Genomic DNA, 20,946 nt, shown 5'->3' with positions numbered 1-20,946 from the left:
GACCGCGCTCACGACGCGAGTACCTCGGTCTGCGCATCGCGCAGGTCGGCGCACCCGGCGACACCGAGCTCGAGCAACGCATCGAGTTCACGCTTGTCGAACGGTGCACCCTCGGCGGTGCCCTGCACCTCGACGAATAGTCCGCGCCCGGTGACGACGACATTCATGTCGGTCTCGGCGCGCACGTCCTCGACGTAGGCAAGGTCGAGCATCGGCTCGCCGTCGATGATGCCGACCGACACGGCTGAGACCGAATCGAGCAGCACCTTCGCATTCTTGGCGACGAGACCCTTGGCCCGACCCCACTCGATCGCGTCGGCCAGTGCGACGTAGGCTCCCGTGATCGCGGCGGTACGGGTGCCGCCGTCGGCCTGCAGCACGTCGCAGTCGATGACGATCGTGTTCTCGCCGAGCGCCTTGGTGTCGACCACGGCACGCAACGCCCGGCCGATGAGGCGCGAGATCTCGTGCGTGCGGCCGCCGATCTTGCCCCTGACCGCTTCACGATCGTTGCGGGAGTTCGTGGCCCGCGGCAGCATCGCGTACTCCGCCGTGACCCAGCCCTTGCCCTTGCCGGTGAGCCACCGCGGCACGCCGCCGGTGAACGATGCGGTGCAGAGCACCTTCGTACCGCCGAAGGAAATCAGCGCCGACCCCTCGGCGTGCGCGCTCCACCCGCGTTCGATCGTCACGGGGCGAAGCTGGTCGACGGTGCGCCCGTCGGCGCGGGTGGTGTTCTCGGTCATGCGGGGGCCTTTCCGGGCTGCGGGAGATCGATGACGCCGGTCTGAACGAGGCGCACGCTGGAGACACCGCGCCCCATCAGGCGGTCGGCGAGACGGAGGAAGTCTTCGGCGGAGTCGCCGGTGGCTTCGTAGACATGGGTGGCGACGGCATCCGGGCCGGCGAGCAGATCGCGCGACACGAGCTGGCGGTAGACGTCCTTCGCGGTCTCCGAGTCACTGGAGACGAGCGAGACCTCGGGGCCCATGACGTAGCTGATCGCGCCCTCGAGGAACGGATAGTGCGTGCATCCGAGCACGAGAGTGTCGACGCCGGCATGACGCAGCGGAGCCAGGTACTCCTCGGCCACACGCAGCACGTCCGCCGAGCCGGTGATGCCCGCTTCGACGAACTCCACGAAACGGGGACATGCCTGCGCGAAGACGGAGAGGTCTTCGTTGACGCCGAGCATGTCCTGGTAGACCCCCGAGCCGATGGTGCCGAGGGTACCGATCACGCCGATGCGGCGGTTGCGGGTCGTCGAGATCGCCGTACGCACGGCCGGTCCGATCACCTCGACGACGGGCACGTCGTAGCGCTCACGCGCATCGCGGAGCATGGCGGCGGATGCCGTGTTGCAGGCGATCACGAGCATCTTCACGCCCTGGTCGACGAGCGTGTCCAGAACCTCGAGGCTGTAGCGGCGGACGTCGGCGATGGGCTTCGGACCGTACGGCGAGTGGGCCGTGTCGCCGATGTAGAGCACGGATTCTCGGGGCAGCAGCTGCGACACGGCGCGAGCCACCGTGAGCCCGCCGACCCCCGAGTCGAAGATCCCGATCGGCGCGTCATTCACGATCCCCCACCCTACCCGCCGCTTCGAGCGCGCGTCGCTCATCAGGCACCGTCGCTAGAGTGACGGCATGACCCGCGCCGAGGCCCCGTCGTCCGCCCTGCTGACCGACCGGTACGAGCTCACGATGATCGACGCCGCCCTCCGCGACGGCACGGCGGCCCGCCGCTGCGTTTTCGAGCTGTTCGGTCGCCGCCTTCCCGGCGCCCGCCGCTTCGGTGTCGTGGCGGGCACGGGCCGCCTGCTGCAACAGCTGCGCGCATTCCGGTTCGGCGACGACGAGCTGCGTTACCTCCGCGACAATCGTGTCGTCGCGGACGAGACGCTGCGATTCCTGGAAAACTACCGCTTCGGCGGGACGATCCGTGGCTACCTCGAGGGCGAGATCTACTTTCCGGGATCCCCCATCCTCACCGTCGAGGGCTCGTTCGCCGAGGCCGTCGTGCTGGAGACCCTTGCGCTCAGCATCCTCAACCACGACTCCGCCATCGCCAACGCCGCCGCACGCATGAGCATCGCTGCCGGCGATCGCCCGCTCGCCGAGATGGGATCGCGCCGCGCCGCCGAGCAGTCTGCCGTCGCCGCCGCCCGCGCCGCCTACATCACCGGCTTCGGCGCCACCAGCAACCTCGAGGCCGGGCGTGAGTGGGGCATCCCGACGATGGGAACGGCCGCTCATGCGTGGACCCTGCTGCACGACACCGAGGAGCAGGCCTTCCGCAGCCAGGTCGCCGCCCTGGGCGTCGACACGACACTTCTCATCGACACTTACGACATCCGCCGCGGCGTCGAAACAGCCATCCGGGTGGCCGGCACGGGCCTCGGCGGCGTGCGCATCGACTCCGGAGACCTGCCGACGGTCGCCGCCGAGGTACGCGCCCAGCTCGACGCGCTCGGCGCCACGGCGACCCGGATCACCGTGACGAGCGATCTCGACGAGTTCGCGATCGCGGCTCTCGCGGCCTCGCCCGTCGACGCCTACGGCGTGGGAACGTCGGTCGTCACCGGATCGGGAGCCCCCACGGCAGGAATGGTCTACAAGCTCGTCGCGAGACAGGATGCCGAGGGCGGCTGGGTCTCGGTCGCGAAGGCATCGCTCGACAAGGCCTCAAAGGGTGGCCGGAAGGCGGCGTTCCGCACCCTCGACCGGGGTACGGCCACGAGCGAGCTCATCGCCGTCTCTGACGGCTTCGAGGCCGTGCAGACCGAGCTCGACCACCCGGATGCGCGGGCACTGCAGGTGACCTTCGTCGACCACGGTGACACCGACACGAACTTCGAAGGCCCGACCGGCGTCGCGCTGGCGCGGGCTCACCACGCGGTCGCGCGCGAAGAGCTACCTGTGGCAGCTCTTGCCCTCAGCCGATCTGATCCCGCGCTGCCGACCGTCTACATCGACGCCTGAGTTCCGCGGTCAGGTCATCAACGATTCGTAGATCTCTTTGCACGTCGGGCAGACCGGGAACTTCTCCGGGTCGCGTCCGGGCGTCCACTTCTTGCCGCAGAGCGCCCGCACGGGCTTTCCTGTGAGCGCCGATTCGAGGATCTTCTCCTTCTTCACGTAGTGGGAGAAGCGCTCGTGATCACCGGGCTCGACGTTCTCTTCGCGCAGGAGCTCCTCGAGCTCGCGGTCGAGAGTGGCGACTCCGCCGTCGCCGGGTGCGTCGGGGCTATCGAGGGGGCTCATGGTGACCGATTCTATCGGCGCCGCGCCCACCGGGGCCGCGTTCATGCACAGCCGATCAGGTCGACTCGGCGAACTCCATCAGCCGCGCGCCGGTGCGATCGAACACCGCTCCCCCGCCGAAGATCCCGCCCAGCAGAACCACCACGCCGATGCCGACCCCGCCCCACAGCGCAGTCCAGGCCCACTGATCATCGACCGTGAGGGCGAGCCATGCCCACCACAACGCAGGGATGCTGAGGACCAGGGCGCCGACCATGACGACTCCCTGCGAGAGCCCGCCTCCGGTGCGTTGCGGCTGCTGGAAGGGGCTGTCTCCCGGGCGGGATACCGCGTAGGGCGCCACCACGGAGGCGAGCGATGACAGGCCCAGTGCGCTCAGGAACAGGCTGGCGCACACGCCGATCATGGCCGGCAGAATCGCCCACCGGCCGTGGACCGAGATCGTCACGGGTATGGCCACGGCAAGCACGACCACGCCGACCAGCGCGATCGGTACGAGGCGTCCCGCCCGATCGGCGGCACCGCGCACGGCCGCCGCGATATGCATCCACAGCGCCGTCGAGTCGTAGGCGAGATCGTTGTGCGGCATCCACCCGAGGAAGAGCGCAATGAGCGGCGCGGGGATCAGAATCGCGAAAGACAACGGCACGCCGACGAGCACGAGCGGGGCGACGGTGACCGCCGCGGCGATGGGCACGATGATCATGTTGACCAGGTATCGCGGGTCGCGGAGCCAGTAGACGAGGCTGCGCGCGGCCACTCCTCCGGCGGGTGTGCCACCCGTGAGATCGAACCACCCCAGCCCTCGACGCTCGCGCGCGGAGCCCGGGCGATCGGTCGTCGTCATCAGGCGGCGGACAAGCCACACCCACGCCGCGGCGAGCACCGCCACCGAGGCCAGCGCGACGGCGAGGGAGCCGGCGAGGTTCCCTTCCACCGCCCGACCGGGGATCGCCCACGCCGCTCCCAGAGGCGTCAGGGCGAGGACGTCCACTGCTTCGGCGAGCGCCGACGGCACACCGTCGGTCCACTCGAGCGACGCGAGGAAGACCACCACCGGCACCACCACGACGATCACGGCGATGAGGAAGATGCCGGTGAGCTCCCGAGACCGACGGTCGTGCAGGATGCCGCCGATGGCCAGCGCGATCTTCGCCAGCAGCATGCAGGTGAGGACGCCGACGATCGAGGACAGCACGATCAGTCCGACGGGCGTGCCGTGTCGCGCCCACAAGGCACCGAGCGCGACGGCGACCACCACGAGTGCCAGCACCGGGACGCTGATGGTGCTGGCCAACAAGGTCACCCACGCCGTTTCACGAGGAGATGCTCCGAGCACAGCGAATCGCCGCGGATCGAGCTGATCGTCGATGCCACCCACGAGGGCCGTGACGAAGAACCCCAGTGTGAGGGCGGACGTGGCCACGATCGTCACCGCGAAAGCGGCCCCTTCCGACGAAGAGCCCAACCGGGCGGTCGCAGCGCACACAGCGCCCACGGCGAGAGCGACGAGAACGAACCCGAAGATGGTGCGCACACGTTGACGGCGTTCGCCGCGCAGCGCCCCGACGAGCAGGTCGAGCCTCAGTCGGAGAACGTGTGCAACCACTCCAGGCCCTCCGCATCGCTGATGCCGCCGGACAGTTGGATGAAACGCTCTTCGAGCGTGAGACCACCGCGCACCTCGTCGACGGTGCCCTCGGCGAGCACTCGGCCGCCGACGATGACAGCAAGCCCCGAGCACACCCTTTCGACGAGCTCCATGCCGTGGCTGGAGAGCACGACCGTGCCGCCGTGGGACACATACGCCGACAGGATGTCGAGCACCACGGCGGAGGAAACGGGGTCGACCGATTCGAAGGGTTCATCGAGCACGAGCACACGGGGAGAGTGGATCATCGCGCCGGCGAGCATGATCTTCTTCGTCATGCCGGCGGAGTAGTCGGAGACCGGACGCGACAGCGCATCGGTGAGATCGAACGCACGGGCCAACTCCGCGCTTCGGCTTTCGACGACCGAGGAGCGCAACCCCCGCAGCACACCGTAATAGTGCAGCAGCTGCCGGCCGGTCAGCCGGTCGAAGGTGCGAAGTCGATCGGGCAGGATCCCCATCTGCTGCTTGGCACGTCGTGGATCGGCGGCGAGGTCGACGCCCGCGATCTCGATATCGCCGCGGTCGGGGCGCAGGAGCCCCGCGATCATGGACAGCGTCGTCGTCTTGCCCGCGCCGTTCGGACCCACGATTCCGTAGAACGTCCCCGCCTCGATCCGCAGGTCGATGGCGTCGACCGCCACCGTCGACCCGAATGTCTTCGTCACGGCCCGCAGGCGCACCGCGGGCGGGCTCGACGAGATATCGGACTCACCGATAGCCTCCGCGGGGCGGGATTCTCGTTCGTCGTCGGCATCATCGACCATCAGGAGTGCGAGGTCGGACTCGTGCTCGGCGTCAATGACGTCGGGCTCCGGTTCGGTCTGCGCGACCTCGGATCCGACATTGACGGGTTCGGGCTCGACAATCTCCGGCTCCGGCTCGACGACCTCCGGTTCCGGCTCCAGCTCGGGCTCGACAACCTGCTTCGCGGATACGACCGGCTCGGGCTCCGGCGCAGCGGCGACCGGTTCCGATCCCACGGTCGCCGCGTCCGCGTCGATGCCGGCGTCCGGCGGGACCTGCCCGGAATCTACGGCGGCAGCCTCGAACCGGGCAGCAGCCAGCTCCGGCGCGATCTTCGGGCGGGGCGGAACCGTCGATTTCGGCTTGCGCGGCTGTGCCGGACGCTTGGCCGGCGGCCGACGGGGGCGCGGCGGCTTCGAAGGCGGCGCAGCGCCTTCCGCCGCAGGTTCATCGGCGTCCGCGGGCTGGCGATCCAGCTGCGCAGCAGCTTCTGCAGCCGCGACCGGTGGAAGCGGCGGGAGGGCGTGCACGCCGTCGTCGTCCTGGGGGATCGGCTGGGGGGCGCTCACCCGTCAAACCTAGCAAGCCGGTCCGACGATTGCCGCGAGTCGTCCACAGAGAGCACGCCTCTTTCGAGCCGATCTTCCGGCGCGGATGTCATACCGCGCCGTTCAGCCCCCGCCCAGGGGTCGTCCATAGGATCGTGCCGACATGGCCAAGATCCACCGCATCCATTCGCTCTCCGATGACGCGCCCTGGGACGGCGGGCTCCCCCCGGAGGGGTCGCCCGAGCACCCGCGCACCGTGCGCGCGCTCGACCGCGTTCTGCAGGTGCAGCGCCCCGCCGTCATCGCCCATCTGCGGAGCATCCGGTTGCGCCACCCTCACGCCACCACTGCAGAGATCGTGCGGATGCTCGAGCGACGCTATCTGGCCGCGGTGACGACGGGCGGCGCGGCCGTGGGGGCGACGGCGGTCGTTCCGGGCATCGGCACCGGCGTGACCCTCGCGCTGTCGGGAGTGGAAACGGTCGGGTTCCTCGAAGCCACGGCGCTGTTCGCCCAGTCACTCGCAGAGCTGCACGGCATTCGCGTGGAGAACCCCGATCGCGCGCGAGCGCTCGTGCTGACATTGATGCTCGGACAAGAGGGAGTCGACCTGGTCGCCCAACTCGGTCGTCAGGTTGCCGGCACGGGAACCGACAGGTCGGGCTACTGGGGTGAACTCATCACCCGGTCATTGCCGCGCGCCGCAGTCGGCCCGCTCGTGGACCGGCTCAAAAGCTCGTTCATCCGCCAATTCGCCACGAAGGGCAGCGCCTCGGTGATCGGCAAAGCGCTGCCGTTCGGGATCGGGGCGGCCATCGGCGGAACCGGCAACCACCTGCTCGGCCGCCGCGTCATCATCGGCTCACGGCGCGCTTTCGGGGTGCCCCCCTCGGTCTACCCGACCGAGCTCGAGCCGCGTCCGGGCGCCGAACGCGTGGAGAGCTCGGCATTGGCTGTCGTGCGACGTGCAGGCGGTGCCGTGGGCGCCGGTGGGCGGAAGGCAGCGGGCGCGCTCGGGTCGGTCGCCGGCGCCATCGGCTCGCGGGCCCCGCGCAAGCGAGAGCAGCAACGCGACATCGAAGCCACCGCCGAGCCGGACTGATCCACCCCAGCGTTCGCCCTGCCCCGCACAATGGGGACATGGGTATCTTCCAGAGCCGTCCTGAAGAACCGTCCGAGTGGGGCGGGCTGCCGTCCGAACCCCTCGACGCGCGCGGGCCTGCGGAGGTCCTGCCGCCTCCGGTCGACGATCTCGGCATCCTGGGCGCTGCAGGTGTCGCGATCTCGGTGCCCGTCGAGGTCTTCCTCGACGAGCAGTCCGGCGACAACGACACGACGGACGGCACGCCGCGCTGAGGCTCCGCCCGCAGACGCGACGAACGCCACCCCACCGAAAGGCGAAGTGGCGTTCGTGAGACGGATGCCGTCTGCGTATTACTGAAGCTGACCCAGTGTGACCTCGGCGCTGGCCGACTTGCCGCCGCGCTGGTAGACGATAGTCGCCTTCGAGCCGGCCGCGAGAGCCCGCACCTGAGCGGTGAGGTCGGTCGCGTTGGTGACGGGGAATCCATTGAACGACGTCACGACGTCGCCCTTCTTCAGCCCGGCTCCGGCAGCCGCACCGCCCGAAGTGACGTCGGCGATGTAGGCGCCAGCGACCGTCGCGCCGTCCTGGCTGGCGGCGTCGCGGACACCCGCGCCGAGCAGACCGTGCGTGGCCTTGCCGTTCTTGATGAGCTCATCGGTCACGCGCTGCACGATGTTCGACTCGATCGAGAAGCCGACGCCGATCGAGCCGGACTGACCGCTCGAGCTCGAGCCGCCCGCCGAAGCGATGGCGACGTTGATGCCGATGAGCTTGCCCTGTCCGTCCACGAGCGCGCCACCCGAGTTGCCCGGGTTGATGGCAGCATCCGTCTGGATGACGGCGATGGAGATCGAACTCTTCGGCGTCGACTGCTGCTGCTGACCCTGCCCGAAGTCGAACTGGAACGGCGAGCCGTTGTCGCCCTGCTGCGGAGTCTGCTCCGCAGAGTCACCTTCGGGCGCCGCCGACGAGGCGATCTGGATGGAGCGGTTCAGCGCGCTGACGATGCCGGTGGTGACGGTGTTCGAAAGGCCGAGCGGCGCTCCGATCGCGACCGTCTGGTCGCCGACGTTCAGCTTCGACGAGTCGCCGAACTCGATCGGGGTGAGCCCGGACGCATCCGTGAGCTTGATCACGGCGAGGTCATAGGTCGGGTCGGTGCCCACGATGGTCGCCGCGTAGACCTTGCCATCGGAGGTCGTCACCGAGAGCTTCGCATCGCCGGTCTGGCCGTCGAGGGTGACCACGTGGGTGTTCGTGACGACGTACCCGTCGGCGCTCAGCACGACACCGGATCCGGTGCCGCCCGAGGAGCCCGCCGTCGCCGAGATCGTCACGACGCTCGGCAGCACCTTTGCGGCGATCGCCGTGGTCTGGTTCACCGATGCGGTGTTGTTGACCGTGACCGTCGACGGTGCGCCATTGACGACGGTCTGCGACTGCGGAAACAGCGACGCCCCAGCCGCGGCGCCGCCGATGCCCGCGGCGCCGCCGACGAGAGCAGCCGCGACCATGATGCCCACGATCTTTCCGGCGCCGACCTTGGCGGACGGTGCCGCCGGCTCCGCCGATGCCGCCGCTGCTGTGGCGTAAGGCGCGGTGGGATGCGCGCCGTAGGGTGCGGAGCCGTACGCCGGTGCACCGTACGCCGGGGCGTGCGTTCCGTGCACAGGCGCCGTCGGAGCCGTGTACGGAGCGTGGGCTGCGTAGCCAGACGGCGCCGCAGGGGCCTGAGCCGCGTAGGTCGCCGACTGCGCCGGCATGGGCGGACGCTCGTACGAGGCGGTCGCGCCGGAGGCATCGTCCTGCGGGGCGACGTGGCTCTGCGTGGCGTCGTCGCCCTTCGCGGCAGCATCCTGCGGGTCGGTGTTGGAGGGGATGTTCTCGCTCATGTGTGCTTCCTTCTTCCCAGGTCCTGACCAGAATGTCGCGCAATCCTGTGTGTTGCTTATGGCCGCACTCGACCCACCCTATGCATGTAACCTGAGCGCGATGCGAGAGATTCCGGGCGCCTGGCGCCGCACCGCGCAGGGCGCGGGACTGCTATCCGACACCGGCGCCGCCGCGCCGACGATCTTCGCCGAGATGAGCGCGCTCGCCGCGCACACGGGTGCGGTCAACCTCGGCCAGGGCTTTCCCGACGAAGACGGACCGGCCGCTGTGCTCGACGCCGCTCGCGACGCGATCTCCTCCGGAGCGAATCAGTACGCTCCCGGACGCGGGGTCGCGGCGCTGCGTGACGCGGTCGCCGATCATCAGCAGCGGTTCTACGGTCTGACACCCGACCCGGACACCGAGATCCTGATCACGGCCGGTGCCACCGAAGCGCTCGCCGCCACTCTTCTCGCACTGATCGACTCCCCCGACGACGAAGTCGTCGTCTTCGAGCCGTACTACGACTCGTATGCGGCGTGCGTCGCACTGGCGGGCGCGCGACTGGTCACCGTGCCGCTGCGCTGGCCCGACTTCCAGCCCGACCTCGACGATCTCTCGCGCGCTGTCACCGATCACACCCGCATCATCCTGGTCAACGATCCGCACAATCCGACCGGCGCGGTCTTCTCAGCCGCGACGCGTCAAGAGATCGTTCGATTGGCCGAACGCCACGACGCGATCGTCGTCACCGACGAGGTGTACGAGCACCTCGTCTTCGGCGAACCGCACGTACCACTCGCAACACTGGCCGGCGCGCACGAACGCACGCTGTCGATCTCCTCGGCCGGCAAGACCTTCTCGACAACCGGTTGGAAGATCGGATGGGTATCGGGACCGGCCGACCTCGTCGACGCTGTACTCGCGGTGAAGCAGTTCTTGACGTATGTGAACGGCACGCCGTTCCAGCACGCGATCGCGGCCGGCCTCGCGCTGCCCGACGACTTCTTCAGCGGTGTTGCGGCGGCGCTGCGCGCTAAGCGCGATCTGCTCGGCGTCGGATTGGAAGCCGCCGGCTTCACCGTGTCACGACCCGCAGGTTCATACTTCACGGTGGCGGATGCCCGAGCGCTGATGGCTCCGGGGACGGATGCCGCCGACTTCTGTCGCGCGCTCCCGGAGCGCGTGGGTGTCGTGGCGATCCCGCTGACCGCCTTCGTGAGCAGGCCGCATCGCGCGGACTACGCCACCCTCGTGCGCTTCGCGGCGTGCAAACGGGAAGATGTCATCGCCGACGCGGCCGGCCGCCTGGCGGGACTGGCTGGCCTCGCCCGCTGAGTCTTCCGGCCCCTGGGCGATCAGCGCGGAACGACGCGGAAGCGCCGCAACGACAGCGCCGGATTGACACGACGCACCCGCTCGACGGTGCCGGCATCCGCAAAGGCCACCGCGACGTCCGTTGCCGTTCCGACACCGGCGACCTCGACCCCCTGCGGGTCGACGACGATGGACGCTCCCACCCCCAGCGGAGGCGGATGATCGGCGCCGGCCACATAGAGCGTGTTCTCGATCGCGCGCGCGTGCAGGAGCGTCCGCCAGTGGTGCTCCTTGAGCGGACCACGCACCCATTGCGCCGCAACGAGCACGACGTGCGCACCGGCATCCGCCAACAATCGCGCGACCTCGGGGAAGCGCAGGTCGTAGCACGTCATCAACGCGATGGTCAGACCGTCCACCTCGAACGTCTCGGGGGCGCTCAGCTCGCCCGGTTCGACCCAGTCGGATTCGCGCTGGCCGAACGCGTCATACAGGTGGAGTTTGCGGTACACCGCTACCACGCCGCGCTCGTCGACCGCCACCACGGCGTTGCGTACGCGGTCGCCCGCGCCCCGCTCGACGAGGCCGCCCACGACCACGACGCCGCTGCGCGCCGCGATCGCCGTGAGCGCTTCGACGAAGGGACCGTCCAGATCCTGCGCGTGTGCGGCCAGACTCGCGTCGAACGGGTCGACGAAGTAGCTCGCGTACTCCGGGAAGAGCACCACGCGCGCGCCTCGGGCCGCAGCCCGTACGGTCAGCTCTTCGATCTCACGGATGTTGTGTGCGGCATCGGCGGTGGGAGCGAACTGCGCCACCGCGATACCCACGGCATCCGCGGTCATCCGTGTGCTCCGTACGCGTGCGCACCGAAGAAGGCCGAGCGTCGTGGCGTCCGAACGATGAGCGGCCCAACGAACCACCGCACCATCGGGGCGTGAGTGGATGCCGAGGTCATCGCACCATCCTCCCCCGTCGGCCCGTCCGGCGGCAACGGTGCGAGCCCCGGCGCGTCGTCGACGGCCGCGCACGAGGCCCCGGGGAGTTCGGCGCTGTTCGCCGGTGCTCCGAAGCCGTGTTAGGCTATTCCTTGTGCCGCGGGGTGGAGCAGCTCGGTAGCTCGCTGGGCTCATAACCCAGAGGTCGCAGGTTCAAATCCTGTCCCCGCAACAGAAGAAAGGCTCCTGATCAGGGATTATCCCAGATCAGGAGCCTTTCACTTTGCCTCGCACGATTACTCGATGAGCGCGTCCTCCATGTCATCGAGGAACCGAGCGATCGACCGCAGCTCCTCGTCGCTGTATCCGTCCATCACATCGCGCATCTTCGTCATGCGGTGTCCGAGATGGCGGTAGAACTCGCTGCGCGCACGGTCAGTGAGCACGACGATGCGGGCGCGCCGGTCGGCGGGGTGCGGGCGACGCTCGATATGCCCTCGTTCGGTGAGACGGTCGAGCAGCTTCGTCGTCGATGCCGTCGAGATCGCCAGGTGCTTCGCGATCTCGTGGGGCGACACCCACTCCCCCCGTTGCTCGCGGACGATGAGCATCCGCAACGCTGCCAGGTCGGAACCGTTCATATCCATGTCAGAACGCAGCACGCCGTGCATACGGTCCATAGAATCGCTGAAGGAACGCACCGCGACCAGGGCATCACGCACAAGTTGGTCACGGTCCGTCGTCGGGATCCATCGGTCTGTCACGCTGGACACCCCCTCACTCGAAAGGTAGTATCCCTTAAAATCGCTAGCTAAACTAGCAATAAGGAGAAGATTGTGTCCCCGACAGAATATGTGGTCTTGCTCGACGACAACGGGGATGAGATCGGCACCGCACCGAAAGCCAGTGTGCACGGCACCGATACTGCCCTCCATCTCGCATTCTCATGCCACGTGTACAACGCCCGCGGAGAAACGCTGGTCACCCGGCGCGCGCTCGACAAGCGCACCTGGCCGGGTGTGTGGAGCAACTCGTTCTGCGGGCATCCCCGCCCCGCTGAGCCGGTGCTCGACGCCGTCCACCGTCGCGCCGAGCAAGAGCTCGGGCTCGTGCTGCGCGACGTCCAGCTGGCGCTGCCCCTTTTCCGGTACCGCGCGGTCGACGCCAGCGGCATCGTCGAACACGAGATCTGCCCCGTGTACACGGCGATCGTCGACGACGAACCGCGGCTGAACCCGTCGGAGGTTGCGGAGGCGCGCTGGGTAGACCCCGCCGACCTCGCTGTCTCGCTGGCGGCGACCCCCTGGGCTTTCAGCCCGTGGCTGGTGTTGCAGGCAGAACAGCTGGGCGTGTTCGCAGAGTCGACCGTGCGGAGGGCCTCATGATCGGATTGCTCGACGACGCAGCGCGCGCGCGAATGGATGCCGCGATCGACAGGTCGCTGCAGCGTCTCGAACAGCGCGCGGCGCGGTTGGGCGAGGCAGCGATTGCCCTGGCGGCCGCCGCCACGGCAGCAACCTCCGACGGTAAGCGCCTGCGGCCAGCGCTCGTGGTGGCGTCCTACCGCGCCTTCGTCGGCCATGCCGATGCCTCGTCCGAGGTCGACCATGACGCGATCTGGGACATCGCCGCCGCCCTCGAGCTGCTCCACAGCGCCTTCGTCGTGCACGACGACCTCATCGATCGCGACCTCGAGCGCCGCGGCATCCCGAATGTGAGCGGGCGCTTCCGCACGCGAGCCCAGGCGTTCGGGGCAACACCCGAGCAATCGGCGACCGTGGGCGACGCCGCTGCGGTGCTCGCCGGCGATCTGCTGCTCTTCGAGGCGAGTCGACTGGTCGCCGACGCCGACGTCGACCACGCCACACGACGTGCATTGTTCGAGATCATCGACGACGCCATCCTGGTCTCCGCGGTCGGCGAACTGGCGGATGTCGAGCACGCGGCGCGCGCCGACTATCCCGACACCGATGCCCTGCTCGACGCCGCGCACGACAAGACCGCCGCATACTCGTTCGAGGCGCCGCTGCTCGCCGGCGCTGTCATGGCCGGCGCGAGCGACGCGGCGCGCACGCAGCTGTCGCTGGCCGCCGCTGACCTCGGCCTCGCGTTCCAGCTCGTCGACGACTTGATCGGTACCTTCGGTTCCCGCAGTCAGGCGGGACGCGCTCCTGGTGCGGATCTGCGTGAAGCCAAGCGCACTCCCCTCATCGCGCTCGCGCGCGACACCGCTGCGTGGCCGCGCGTCAGTTCCGCCCTCGCCGTCGCGCACACCGGGCCGATCGCCGTGCGCCGCGCGCAGAAGGAACTCGAGGCCAGCGGAGCGCGTGACGACCTCGTCGCCCTCATCGATGACCGACTGCGACGAGCCCGCACCCGTGCGGCGTCACCCCTGCTTCCGGCAGCTGCCGTCGCGCTGCTCGCCGAAGTCGCAGGCACGATCGAAAGACGCATCCCGTGAGCGATTCCCTCGACGGAGGCTCGCTCTACGACCGGTGCGCGCAAGAGGCGGCGGCGACCGTCATCTCGGCGTACTCGACCTCGTTCGCCCTGGCCTGCAGACTGCTCGGCCCGCGTGTGCGCACGCATGTGCGGAGCATCTACGCGCTCGTGCGCATCGCCGATGAGGTCGTCGATGGTGCCGCCGATCAAACCGGACTACCCGCTGCCACACAGCGACTGCTCCTCGACGAACTCGAAGCCGAGACGCTGTCCGCCGTCGCGCGGGGTTTCAGCACCAACCTCATCGTGCACGCGTTCGCTCTCGCGGCCCGCGAGTGCGGCATCGGGCACGACCTGGTGCGCCCCTTCTTCGCCTCGATGCGCACCGATCTCACGCGCACCCAGCACGACGACGCGTCACACGACGAGTACGTCTACGGCTCGGCCGAAGTCGTCGGCCTGATGTGTCTGCAGGTCTTCGTCAACGCCGGGCGCTCGAGCCCGATCGAGCCCGATCCCACCCTCGTCGAGGGAGCGCGGCGTCTGGGAGCGGCATTCCAGGATGTGAACTTCCTCCGCGACCGCAACGACGATGAGAGCCGGCTCGGGCGCGACTACCTCGGCCTGCAGGACGGCCGCCACGATCGCACAGCCATCCTCGACCGCATCGACGCCGACCTCGACGCTGCCGCCGTCGCCATCGCCGATCTCCCCACCGACTGCCGACGCGCGGTCACCACCGCCCATGGCCTCTTCGCGGAGCTCGCCCGGCGGCTGCGCGACGACGATGAGACGGCCCGCGTGTCGGTGCCCGCCCCGGTCAAAGCCACCATCGCGGCCCGCGCCCTCGCGGGACGTCCCCCGAAACGGAGCAACGTATGACCCGCACGGCCCTCGTCATCGGCGGCGGAATCTCGGGTCTGGCCACCGCGGCGCTGCTGGCCCGTGACGGCTGGAGCGTCGAGCTGCACGAAGCCGCCGACGAGGTCGGCGGGCGCGCCGGCTCGTGGGAGAGCGACGGATTCCGCTTCGATACCGGCCCCAGCTGGTACCTCATGCCCGAGGTGTTCGATCACTTCTTCCGCCTGTGCGGCACCTCGGCGACCGCCGAGCTGGACCTCGCTCCCCTCACCCCTGCCTATCGCGTATATCCGGAGCCCGAGCCGGGCGAGACGGCCGAAGCGGTCGACGTCGTGTCAGGCCGGGAGCAGGCACGAGCCCTCTTCGAGAGCCGCGAAACGGGTGCGGGCGCCCGCCTCGATGAGTACCTCGACTCCGCCAAAGACGCCTACGACCTGGCGGTGTCGCGTTTTCTCTACGACACCTATGCCTCGACGCAGGGCCTCCGCGACCCCGCCGTCGCCGGGCAGTTGCCGCGACTCGCACCGCTACTGACGCGCTCGCTGCACGCCCACGTGGCGCGCCGGTTCCGCGATCCGGTGCTCCGGCAGATTCTGGGCTATCCCGCGGTGTTCCTCGGATCGTCCCCGTTCGACGCACCGAGCCTGTATCACCTCATGAGTCACCTCGACCTCGATGAAGGCGTGCTGTATCCGCAGGGCGGGTTCACCGAAGTCATCGCCGCCGTCGCCCGCGTCGCGCGGGCACAGGGAGCCACGATCCACACCTCGTCACCCGTGGCGGAGATCCTGACGCACGATGCACGTGCCATCGGCATCCGCCTCGCCGACGGCACGATCCGAGAAGCCGACATCGTGGTGTCGTCCGCCGACCTGCACGAGACCGAAACGACGATGCTGCCGTCGTCGCTGCAGACCTACCCCGAGCGGTGGTGGCGCAAGCGCAACCCCGGTCCCGGCGCGCTGCTGATTCTGCTCGGCGTCGACGGCGAACTCCCGCAGCTGGCCCACCACACGCTGCTGTTCGCGCGCGACTGGGAGCAGAACTTCGGCGACGTCTTCGGGCCGCGGACGAAAATCCCCGATCCTGCGTCGCTGTATATCTGCCGCCCGTCCGCGACCGACGCATCGGTTGCTCCCGCCGGCAGCGAGAACCTCTTCGTCCTCGTCCCCATGCCCGCCGATCCTTCGCTCGGCCGCGGCGGCATAGAGGGCGCCGGCGCCGCCGCCATCGAGCAGGCCGCCGACCGCGTCATTGCGCAGATCTCCGCGTGGGCCGGTATCCCGGATCTTGCCGACCGCATCCGCGTGCGGCGGACGATCGCGCCCGCCGACTTCGAAGCCGACCTCGGAGCCTGGCGCGGCGGTGCCCTCGGGCTCGCACACACGCTGGGCCAGAGTGCCGTCTTCCGGCCTCGCAATGCGTCACGCAAGGTCAAGGGGCTCTTCTACGCCGGAACGTCGGTACTTCCGGGCATCGGATTGCCGATGTGCCTCATCTCCGCGGAGCTCGTGGTCAAACGGCTCCGCGGCGACCGGGGAGCTGCGCGATTGCCCGAGCCCTCCGGTGTCGGCGCGAGTCGCCGCCTCGCCGCGGACGACTCCTGACATGCCGGGCGCGTATCTCCTCGTCCTGCTGGTATCGATCGGCGGGGTAATGGCGCTCGATGCCCGCTTCCGCCTCGCGCTCTGGGCCCGTCACGACGCAGCAGTCGAACGCGTGCGCGCACGCACGCTCGCGGCGATCGTCATCGGGACCGTCTTCTTCCTGGCGTGGGATGCCGTCGGCATCGTGACCGGGGTCTTCGTCAAGGGCGACAGCCCCTACCTGCTGGGCATCGATCTCGCCCCGCACCTGCCGCTCGAAGAGCCCGTCTTCCTCGCGTTTCTGAGCTACCTCACTCTCGTCGTCCACACCGCCGTCCGCCGTCTCGGCGGTCGCGCACGCCGGCGGCCCGCCCCGACACGGGAGGCGTCGTGACGTATCCGGTGATCGTCCTTCCCTTCGCGCTGCTCGGGCTGTGCGCCGTGCTGGCCACCGTGCGTCGCCCGCAGTTCGGTGCGCGACTGCGGGCGAGCGGCGTGACCGCGGTCGTCCTCGTCGTGCTCACGATCGTGTTCGACAACGTCATGATCGCCGCGGGGTTGTTCACGTACCCGGAACACCTGATCAGCGGCATCCGCCTCGGGCTCGCTCCGATCGAAGACCTCTCGTACCCGATCGTGGCGTCGTTCGCACTGCCGGCCGTCGCCGAGCTGCTGCGCCGGCCAGACCGCAACGTCTCACGAGGTGCGCAGACCGAGACGGGGAGTTCGCGATGACCGCAGGAGCCACACTGCGCCAGTTGCTCATCGCCTCACGGCCAGTGAGCTGGATCAACACCGCCTATCCGTTCGCCGCCGCTCTGCTGCTGACGACCGGGCGGGTCGATGCGACGCTCATCATCGGAACGATCTTCTTCCTCATCCCCTACAACCTCGCCATGTACGGGATCAACGACGTCTTCGACTACGAATCCGACATGCGAAACCCGCGAAAGGGCGGCGCGCACGGCGCTGTGCTCGATCGCCGCTTCCACCGCGTCACGCTGTGGGCCGCAGGGCTGTCGTGCGTACCCTTCGTCATCTATCTGATCGCGGTCGGGTCACCGCTGTCATGGCTCACCCTTGCCGCGAGCCTCTTCTTCGTCGTGTTCTACTCCGCGCCGCCGCTGCGGTTGAAGGAGCGTCCGGTCGCCGATTCGGTGACCAGCAGCATCCATTTCTTCTCCCCCGCCGTCTACGCCCTCATTCTGGGCGGCGCCGTCTGGACATGGCAGCTCGCCGCAGTGATCGTCGCCTTCGCGCTGTGGGGCATCGCCTCGCATGCGTTCGGCGCCGTCCAGGATGTCGTGGCCGACCGTGAAGCCGGCATCGGCTCGATCGCGACGGCGTTCGGCGCCCGCATCACCGTCCGCCTCGCGATCATCTGCTACGCACTGTCGGGCATCGCCATGCTCGGTGCGACATGGCCGGGGCCGCTGGCCGTCGTACTCGCTGCGCCCTACATCGTGACGGTGTGGCCGTATCGCTCCGTGTCCGACGCGGATGCCGCGACCGCCACCCGCGGGTGGGACCGGTTCCTGTGGCTCAATCAGTTCACGGGTTTCGCGGTCACCTTGCTGCTCATCTGGTTCGCGTTGGTCCGCTGACACTCGAACCGTCCGCCGAACTCGCAGGCACGAGCCGTCGGACACCCGTAGGCACCCGACGGCTCGTTGCTCAGCCCTGGCCCTCGAGCTGGAGGAGCTTCTGGATGGCCGCCGTCAGTCGCGCGTCGGCCTCACCGTACTTGGTCCAATCACCCTGGGTGAGTGCCGCCTGGCGGTCCATCATCGCCTGCTGGGCGTCTTTGAGCGTCGCCTGGAAGTCGACGCTGGTGCCCGCACCTCCGGTCGAGCCCGAGCCCCCCGTCCCCGGTGTGGCACTCGGCGAGGGCGTGGCGGTCGGCGCGGGCGATGCAGCCACGCCGCCGTCACCGGCGTTCGCTCCCGAATCGCCGCCGAACAGCTTGTCGAGCGCGTCCTGCAAGGTGTTCTCGAACGCGACCTGGTTGCCGAAGCCGACGAGGATCTTCTGTAGGGTAGGCAACTTGGTCGAGCCCGAGGACTGCACGAACACGGGCTGCACGTAGAGCAGGCCGCCACCGACCGGTAGTGTCAGCAGGTTTCCGTTGAGCACCTGCGACTGGTTCTGGTTCAACAGGTTCGAGAACGACGACACGCTCGGCTCGGAGTTGAACTTGTTCTGCACCTGACCAGGGCCGGGGACCGGGGTCTCCGCGTTGATCTCCAGCATGCGCAACTTGCCGTAATTCGGATCCTTCACGCCGGCTTTCGCGCCGGCATCCGAATCGACGGACAGATAGCCCATCAGCACGTTGCGCGTATCGTCACCGCCCGGGATGAACGTCGTGAACATCGAGTAGCTGGGCGCATCCTGACCCGGCATCTTCATCGTCAGGTAGTACGGCGGCTGCAGCACCTCCTGCTTGGACACCGGGTCGTTCGGAGTCTTCCAGGCGTTGTCGCGCTGGTAGAACGATCCGGCGTCGTCGACGTGGTAGGTGCCGAGCATGGCGCGCTGCACCTTGAAGAGGTCGGTCGGGTAGCGCACGTGACTCATCAGATCGGCGCTCATGTCAGACAGCGGCTTGATCGTCGACGGGTAGATCTTCTGCCAGGTCTTCAGCAGCGGATCGTTGTCGTCCCACGCGTAAAGGGTCACCTTGCCGTCGTAAGCGTCGACGGTGGCCTTCACCGAGTTGCGGATGTAGTTGACGTCGTCGAGGGCAACCCGCGGTGTGGTGTTGGTGGTGTCGCTGATGGCGTCGCGCAGGCTCACGATCGACGAGTAGGGGTAGTTGGCGCTCAGGGTATAGCCGTCGACGATCCAGACGACACGCCCATCGACCACCGACGGGTACGGGTCATTGTCGAGCTCGAGGTAGGGCGCCACCTTGTTGACCCGCGTCACGGGGTCGCGGTCGTAGAGGATCTGCGAGTCGGCGTTGATCCCGTCCGAGAAGAGAATGTCGGTCGACTGGAACTTGAGCGAGTAGATGAGCCGGTTGAACGGATCGCCGATCTTGGGGCCGCCGTTGCCGGTGAATGTCGTCTTGGTCTGTGCCGCGTCGCCGGTGCCGCGCGGGTAGTCCAGCTCGATGTCGGCGGTGCCCTCCGGCGCGCCCACGATCGAGTACGTCGGCGAGTTCTCGCCGAAATAGATGCGCGGCTCGTACTTCTCCGCTGTCGTCAGGGCGCCCGTGGTGGGGATGCCGCGTTCTACGAACACGGGGTTGCCGTCGGCCGTGCGCTCGTTGCCCTTCGCGGCGACCATGCCATAGCCGTGTGTGTAGACGAGAGTCGAGTTGTACCACGACGCTGCCTGGCCCAACTGGGCCATGTTCAGCTCGCGCACGGAGACGACGGTGTCCTGTGACTTGCCGTCGATCTGGTAGCGGTCGACGTCGAGCGGGTTCGTGAACTGGTAGTAGGAGCGGTACTGCTCGAGCTGGCGGACGGTCGGAGAGATGATCGCGGGGTCCATGATGCGGATGGATGCCGTCGTGTCGGCATCCGATCGCAACTGCCCGGGAGCCGCGTTGGTCACGGCCTGGAAGTCGCTCTTGGTGAGACCGTCGATGCCGTAGGCCTTCTTGGTGGCATCGATGTTGCGCTGGTAATACGGGCTCTCGAGCGTCTCCTGGTTCGGACGAACCTGGATGTTCGTGACCACCCACGGATAGCCGATGCCGACGACCAGCGCCGACACGACGAGCAGCCCGGTGCCGATGAGGGGGAAACGCCAGCGGCCGATGACGGCGGTGACGATGAACAGCACCGCGACGATCGCGGCGGCGATGGCGAGGATCGTGAGGCCCGGGATGATCGCATGGTCGTCGACATAGCTGGCGCCCGTGATGCGGTCGCTCTGCTGGGTCAAGGTCTTGTAGCGGTCGAGCCACAGGCTCGTCGCCTGCACAAGCAGATATAGCGCGGCGATCACCGCGAGCTGGATGCGTGCCGCCTTCGAGATGCGCAGTTCACGCTGACCGATCCGCACAGATCCGTAGAGGTAGGCGACGAGGGCGGTGACGATCAGCGACACGAGCAGGACGGCTGACGCGAAGCCGAGCGCCGAGCTGAAGAAGGGCAGCGAGAACAGGTAGAAGCCGGTGTCCATCTGGAACTGCGGGTCCAGATCGCCCGTGTTGACGCCGTTGGCCCACAACCACACGGTCTCCCACTGCGACGAAGCGGCGAATCCGGCGAAGAACCCGAAGAACACCGGGATCCCCCACATCGCGAGCCGCCGCAGCGGCTCCACCACCTCTTGGTAGTGGTCGAGCTGCGACGTCAGACGCGCGTAGACCGGTCGCAGACGATAGGCCAACTGGATGGCCGCGAACACCGGCAGCGCCATCGCGACAAAGCCGACGACGAACATGATCGCCCGCGCCGTCCATTGGGTCCACAGCACGCTCGAGAAGCCGAGCTGGTCGTACCACAACCAGTCCGCGTAGAGGCTGGCGAACACGAAGAAACCCACGACGATGACGGCGATCACGGCGAGCGTGATGGCGATGGCGCGACGGAAGGGATTCGGCGTGGCCTGGTTCGGCGCTGAGGTCGTGGTCACCCCACCATCCTAAGCGGGGCTGTTCTTCAGGGATGCTGAGG

Annotated in this window: 20 protein-coding genes and 1 tRNA gene; 12 read left to right on the top strand and 9 right to left on the bottom strand. The window is 68.4% G+C overall.

Features of this window, described 5'->3' with window-relative positions:
- Nucleotides 1-8 precede the first annotated feature (8 nt).
- Entirely contained in the window at nt 9-746 is a 738-nt protein-coding gene (rph, locus tag ITJ43_RS00415) for a ribonuclease PH (RefSeq protein ID WP_194581123.1), read from the bottom strand.
- On the bottom strand, nt 743-1,579 hold the full coding sequence (gene murI / locus ITJ43_RS00410) for a glutamate racemase (RefSeq protein WP_194581122.1): 837 nt from the start codon (nt 1,577-1,579) through the stop codon (nt 743-745). The genes rph and murI overlap by 4 nt, the downstream gene beginning before the upstream one ends.
- Before the next feature lie 67 nt (nt 1,580-1,646).
- Between murI and ITJ43_RS00405 the strand changes: the two genes are divergently transcribed.
- A complete protein-coding gene (locus ITJ43_RS00405; protein WP_194581121.1) occupies nt 1,647-2,981 on the top strand; it encodes a nicotinate phosphoribosyltransferase in 1,335 nt (444 codons plus the stop codon).
- A gap of 9 nt (nt 2,982-2,990) precedes the next feature.
- On the opposite strand, the gene ITJ43_RS00400 is transcribed toward ITJ43_RS00405, so the two are convergent.
- The 3 genes from ITJ43_RS00400 to ITJ43_RS00390 are packed head-to-tail and all read right to left on the bottom strand — an operon-like array spanning nt 2,991 to nt 6,230.
- Complete coding sequence (locus tag ITJ43_RS00400; RefSeq protein WP_194581120.1) at nt 2,991-3,263, bottom strand: DUF3039 domain-containing protein; 273 nt, start codon at nt 3,261-3,263, stop codon at nt 2,991-2,993.
- Nucleotides 3,264-3,318: 55 nt separating this feature from the next.
- Nucleotides 3,319-4,872 (bottom strand): hypothetical protein, encoded by a 1,554-nt coding sequence (locus ITJ43_RS00395; protein WP_194581119.1) that lies wholly within the window; start codon nt 4,870-4,872, stop codon nt 3,319-3,321.
- The gene (locus ITJ43_RS00390; RefSeq protein WP_194581118.1) at nt 4,848-6,230 is read right to left on the bottom strand and encodes an ABC transporter ATP-binding protein; all 1,383 of its coding nucleotides are present in this window, start codon (nt 6,228-6,230) and stop codon (nt 4,848-4,850) included. The genes ITJ43_RS00395 and ITJ43_RS00390 overlap by 25 nt, the downstream gene beginning before the upstream one ends.
- Before the next feature lie 142 nt (nt 6,231-6,372).
- Between ITJ43_RS00390 and ITJ43_RS00385 the strand changes: the two genes are divergently transcribed.
- Entirely contained in the window at nt 6,373-7,311 is a 939-nt protein-coding gene (locus tag ITJ43_RS00385; RefSeq protein WP_194581117.1) for a hypothetical protein, read from the top strand.
- Nucleotides 7,312-7,349: 38 nt separating this feature from the next.
- Complete coding sequence (locus ITJ43_RS00380) at nt 7,350-7,565, top strand: hypothetical protein (protein WP_194581116.1); 216 nt, start codon at nt 7,350-7,352, stop codon at nt 7,563-7,565.
- 78 nt (nt 7,566-7,643) lie between these two features.
- Here the strand turns inward: ITJ43_RS00380 and ITJ43_RS00375 are convergent, their stop codons facing one another.
- On the bottom strand, nt 7,644-9,188 hold the full coding sequence (locus ITJ43_RS00375) for a S1C family serine protease (protein WP_194581115.1): 1,545 nt from the start codon (nt 9,186-9,188) through the stop codon (nt 7,644-7,646).
- 100 nt (nt 9,189-9,288) lie between these two features.
- Here ITJ43_RS00375 and ITJ43_RS00370 point away from each other — a divergent pair, with 100 nt between their 5' ends.
- The gene (locus ITJ43_RS00370) at nt 9,289-10,506 is read left to right on the top strand and encodes an aminotransferase class I/II-fold pyridoxal phosphate-dependent enzyme (RefSeq protein WP_194581114.1); all 1,218 of its coding nucleotides are present in this window, start codon (nt 9,289-9,291) and stop codon (nt 10,504-10,506) included.
- A 20-nt stretch (nt 10,507-10,526) separates the two neighbouring features.
- Here ITJ43_RS00370 and ITJ43_RS00365 read toward each other — a convergent pair whose 3' ends face one another.
- Nucleotides 10,527-11,330, bottom strand: a complete 804-nt coding sequence (locus tag ITJ43_RS00365) for a carbon-nitrogen hydrolase family protein (protein ID WP_194581113.1) — start codon at nt 11,328-11,330, stop codon at nt 10,527-10,529.
- A gap of 251 nt (nt 11,331-11,581) precedes the next feature.
- Here ITJ43_RS00365 and ITJ43_RS00360 point away from each other — a divergent pair.
- A tRNA-Met gene (locus tag ITJ43_RS00360) sits at nt 11,582-11,655 on the top strand.
- Between the two features lie 64 nt (nt 11,656-11,719).
- On the opposite strand, the gene ITJ43_RS00355 is transcribed toward ITJ43_RS00360, so the two are convergent.
- Nucleotides 11,720-12,064 carry a MarR family winged helix-turn-helix transcriptional regulator gene (locus ITJ43_RS00355; protein ID WP_228495262.1) on the bottom strand — a complete coding sequence of 115 codons (345 nt, stop codon included), beginning with the start codon at nt 12,062-12,064 and terminating at the stop codon, nt 11,720-11,722.
- Nucleotides 12,065-12,259: 195 nt separating this feature from the next.
- Between ITJ43_RS00355 and idi the strand changes: the two genes are divergently transcribed.
- Genes idi through ITJ43_RS00320 form a run of 7 tightly spaced genes read left to right on the top strand, consistent with a single transcriptional unit; the run spans nt 12,260 to nt 17,916 of the window.
- Entirely contained in the window at nt 12,260-12,808 is a 549-nt protein-coding gene (gene idi / locus ITJ43_RS00350; RefSeq protein ID WP_194581112.1) for an isopentenyl-diphosphate Delta-isomerase, read from the top strand.
- Nucleotides 12,805-13,884, top strand: a complete 1,080-nt coding sequence (locus ITJ43_RS00345) for a polyprenyl synthetase family protein (protein WP_194581111.1) — start codon at nt 12,805-12,807, stop codon at nt 13,882-13,884. The genes idi and ITJ43_RS00345 overlap by 4 nt, the downstream gene beginning before the upstream one ends.
- Nucleotides 13,881-14,747, top strand: a complete 867-nt coding sequence (locus ITJ43_RS00340) for a phytoene/squalene synthase family protein (protein WP_194581110.1) — start codon at nt 13,881-13,883, stop codon at nt 14,745-14,747. Before ITJ43_RS00345 ends, ITJ43_RS00340 begins: the two co-directional genes overlap by 4 nt.
- A complete protein-coding gene (gene crtI / locus ITJ43_RS00335; RefSeq protein WP_194581109.1) occupies nt 14,744-16,333 on the top strand; it encodes a phytoene desaturase family protein in 1,590 nt (529 codons plus the stop codon). The genes ITJ43_RS00340 and crtI overlap by 4 nt, the downstream gene beginning before the upstream one ends.
- 1 nt (nt 16,334) lies before the next feature.
- Nucleotides 16,335-16,706: a lycopene cyclase domain-containing protein gene (locus tag ITJ43_RS00330; protein ID WP_194581108.1), complete on the top strand. Its 372-nt coding sequence runs from the start codon at nt 16,335-16,337 to the stop codon at nt 16,704-16,706.
- A complete protein-coding gene (locus ITJ43_RS00325; protein WP_194581107.1) occupies nt 16,703-17,047 on the top strand; it encodes a lycopene cyclase domain-containing protein in 345 nt (114 codons plus the stop codon). The genes ITJ43_RS00330 and ITJ43_RS00325 overlap by 4 nt, the downstream gene beginning before the upstream one ends.
- On the top strand, nt 17,044-17,916 hold the full coding sequence (locus ITJ43_RS00320; protein ID WP_194581106.1) for a prenyltransferase: 873 nt from the start codon (nt 17,044-17,046) through the stop codon (nt 17,914-17,916). Before ITJ43_RS00325 ends, ITJ43_RS00320 begins: the two co-directional genes overlap by 4 nt.
- A 70-nt stretch (nt 17,917-17,986) precedes the next feature.
- Here ITJ43_RS00320 and ITJ43_RS00315 read toward each other — a convergent pair whose 3' ends face one another.
- On the bottom strand, nt 17,987-20,905 hold the full coding sequence (locus tag ITJ43_RS00315) for a UPF0182 family protein (RefSeq protein ID WP_194581105.1): 2,919 nt from the start codon (nt 20,903-20,905) through the stop codon (nt 17,987-17,989).
- Nucleotides 20,906-20,946 lie beyond the last annotated feature (41 nt).

This window comes from Microbacterium sp. VKM Ac-2870 (assembly GCF_015350795.1).
In the GTDB taxonomy this organism is placed as follows: Bacteria; Actinomycetota; Actinomycetes; order Actinomycetales; family Microbacteriaceae; genus Microbacterium.
This window is presented reverse-complemented; position numbering and strand designations above follow the sequence as displayed.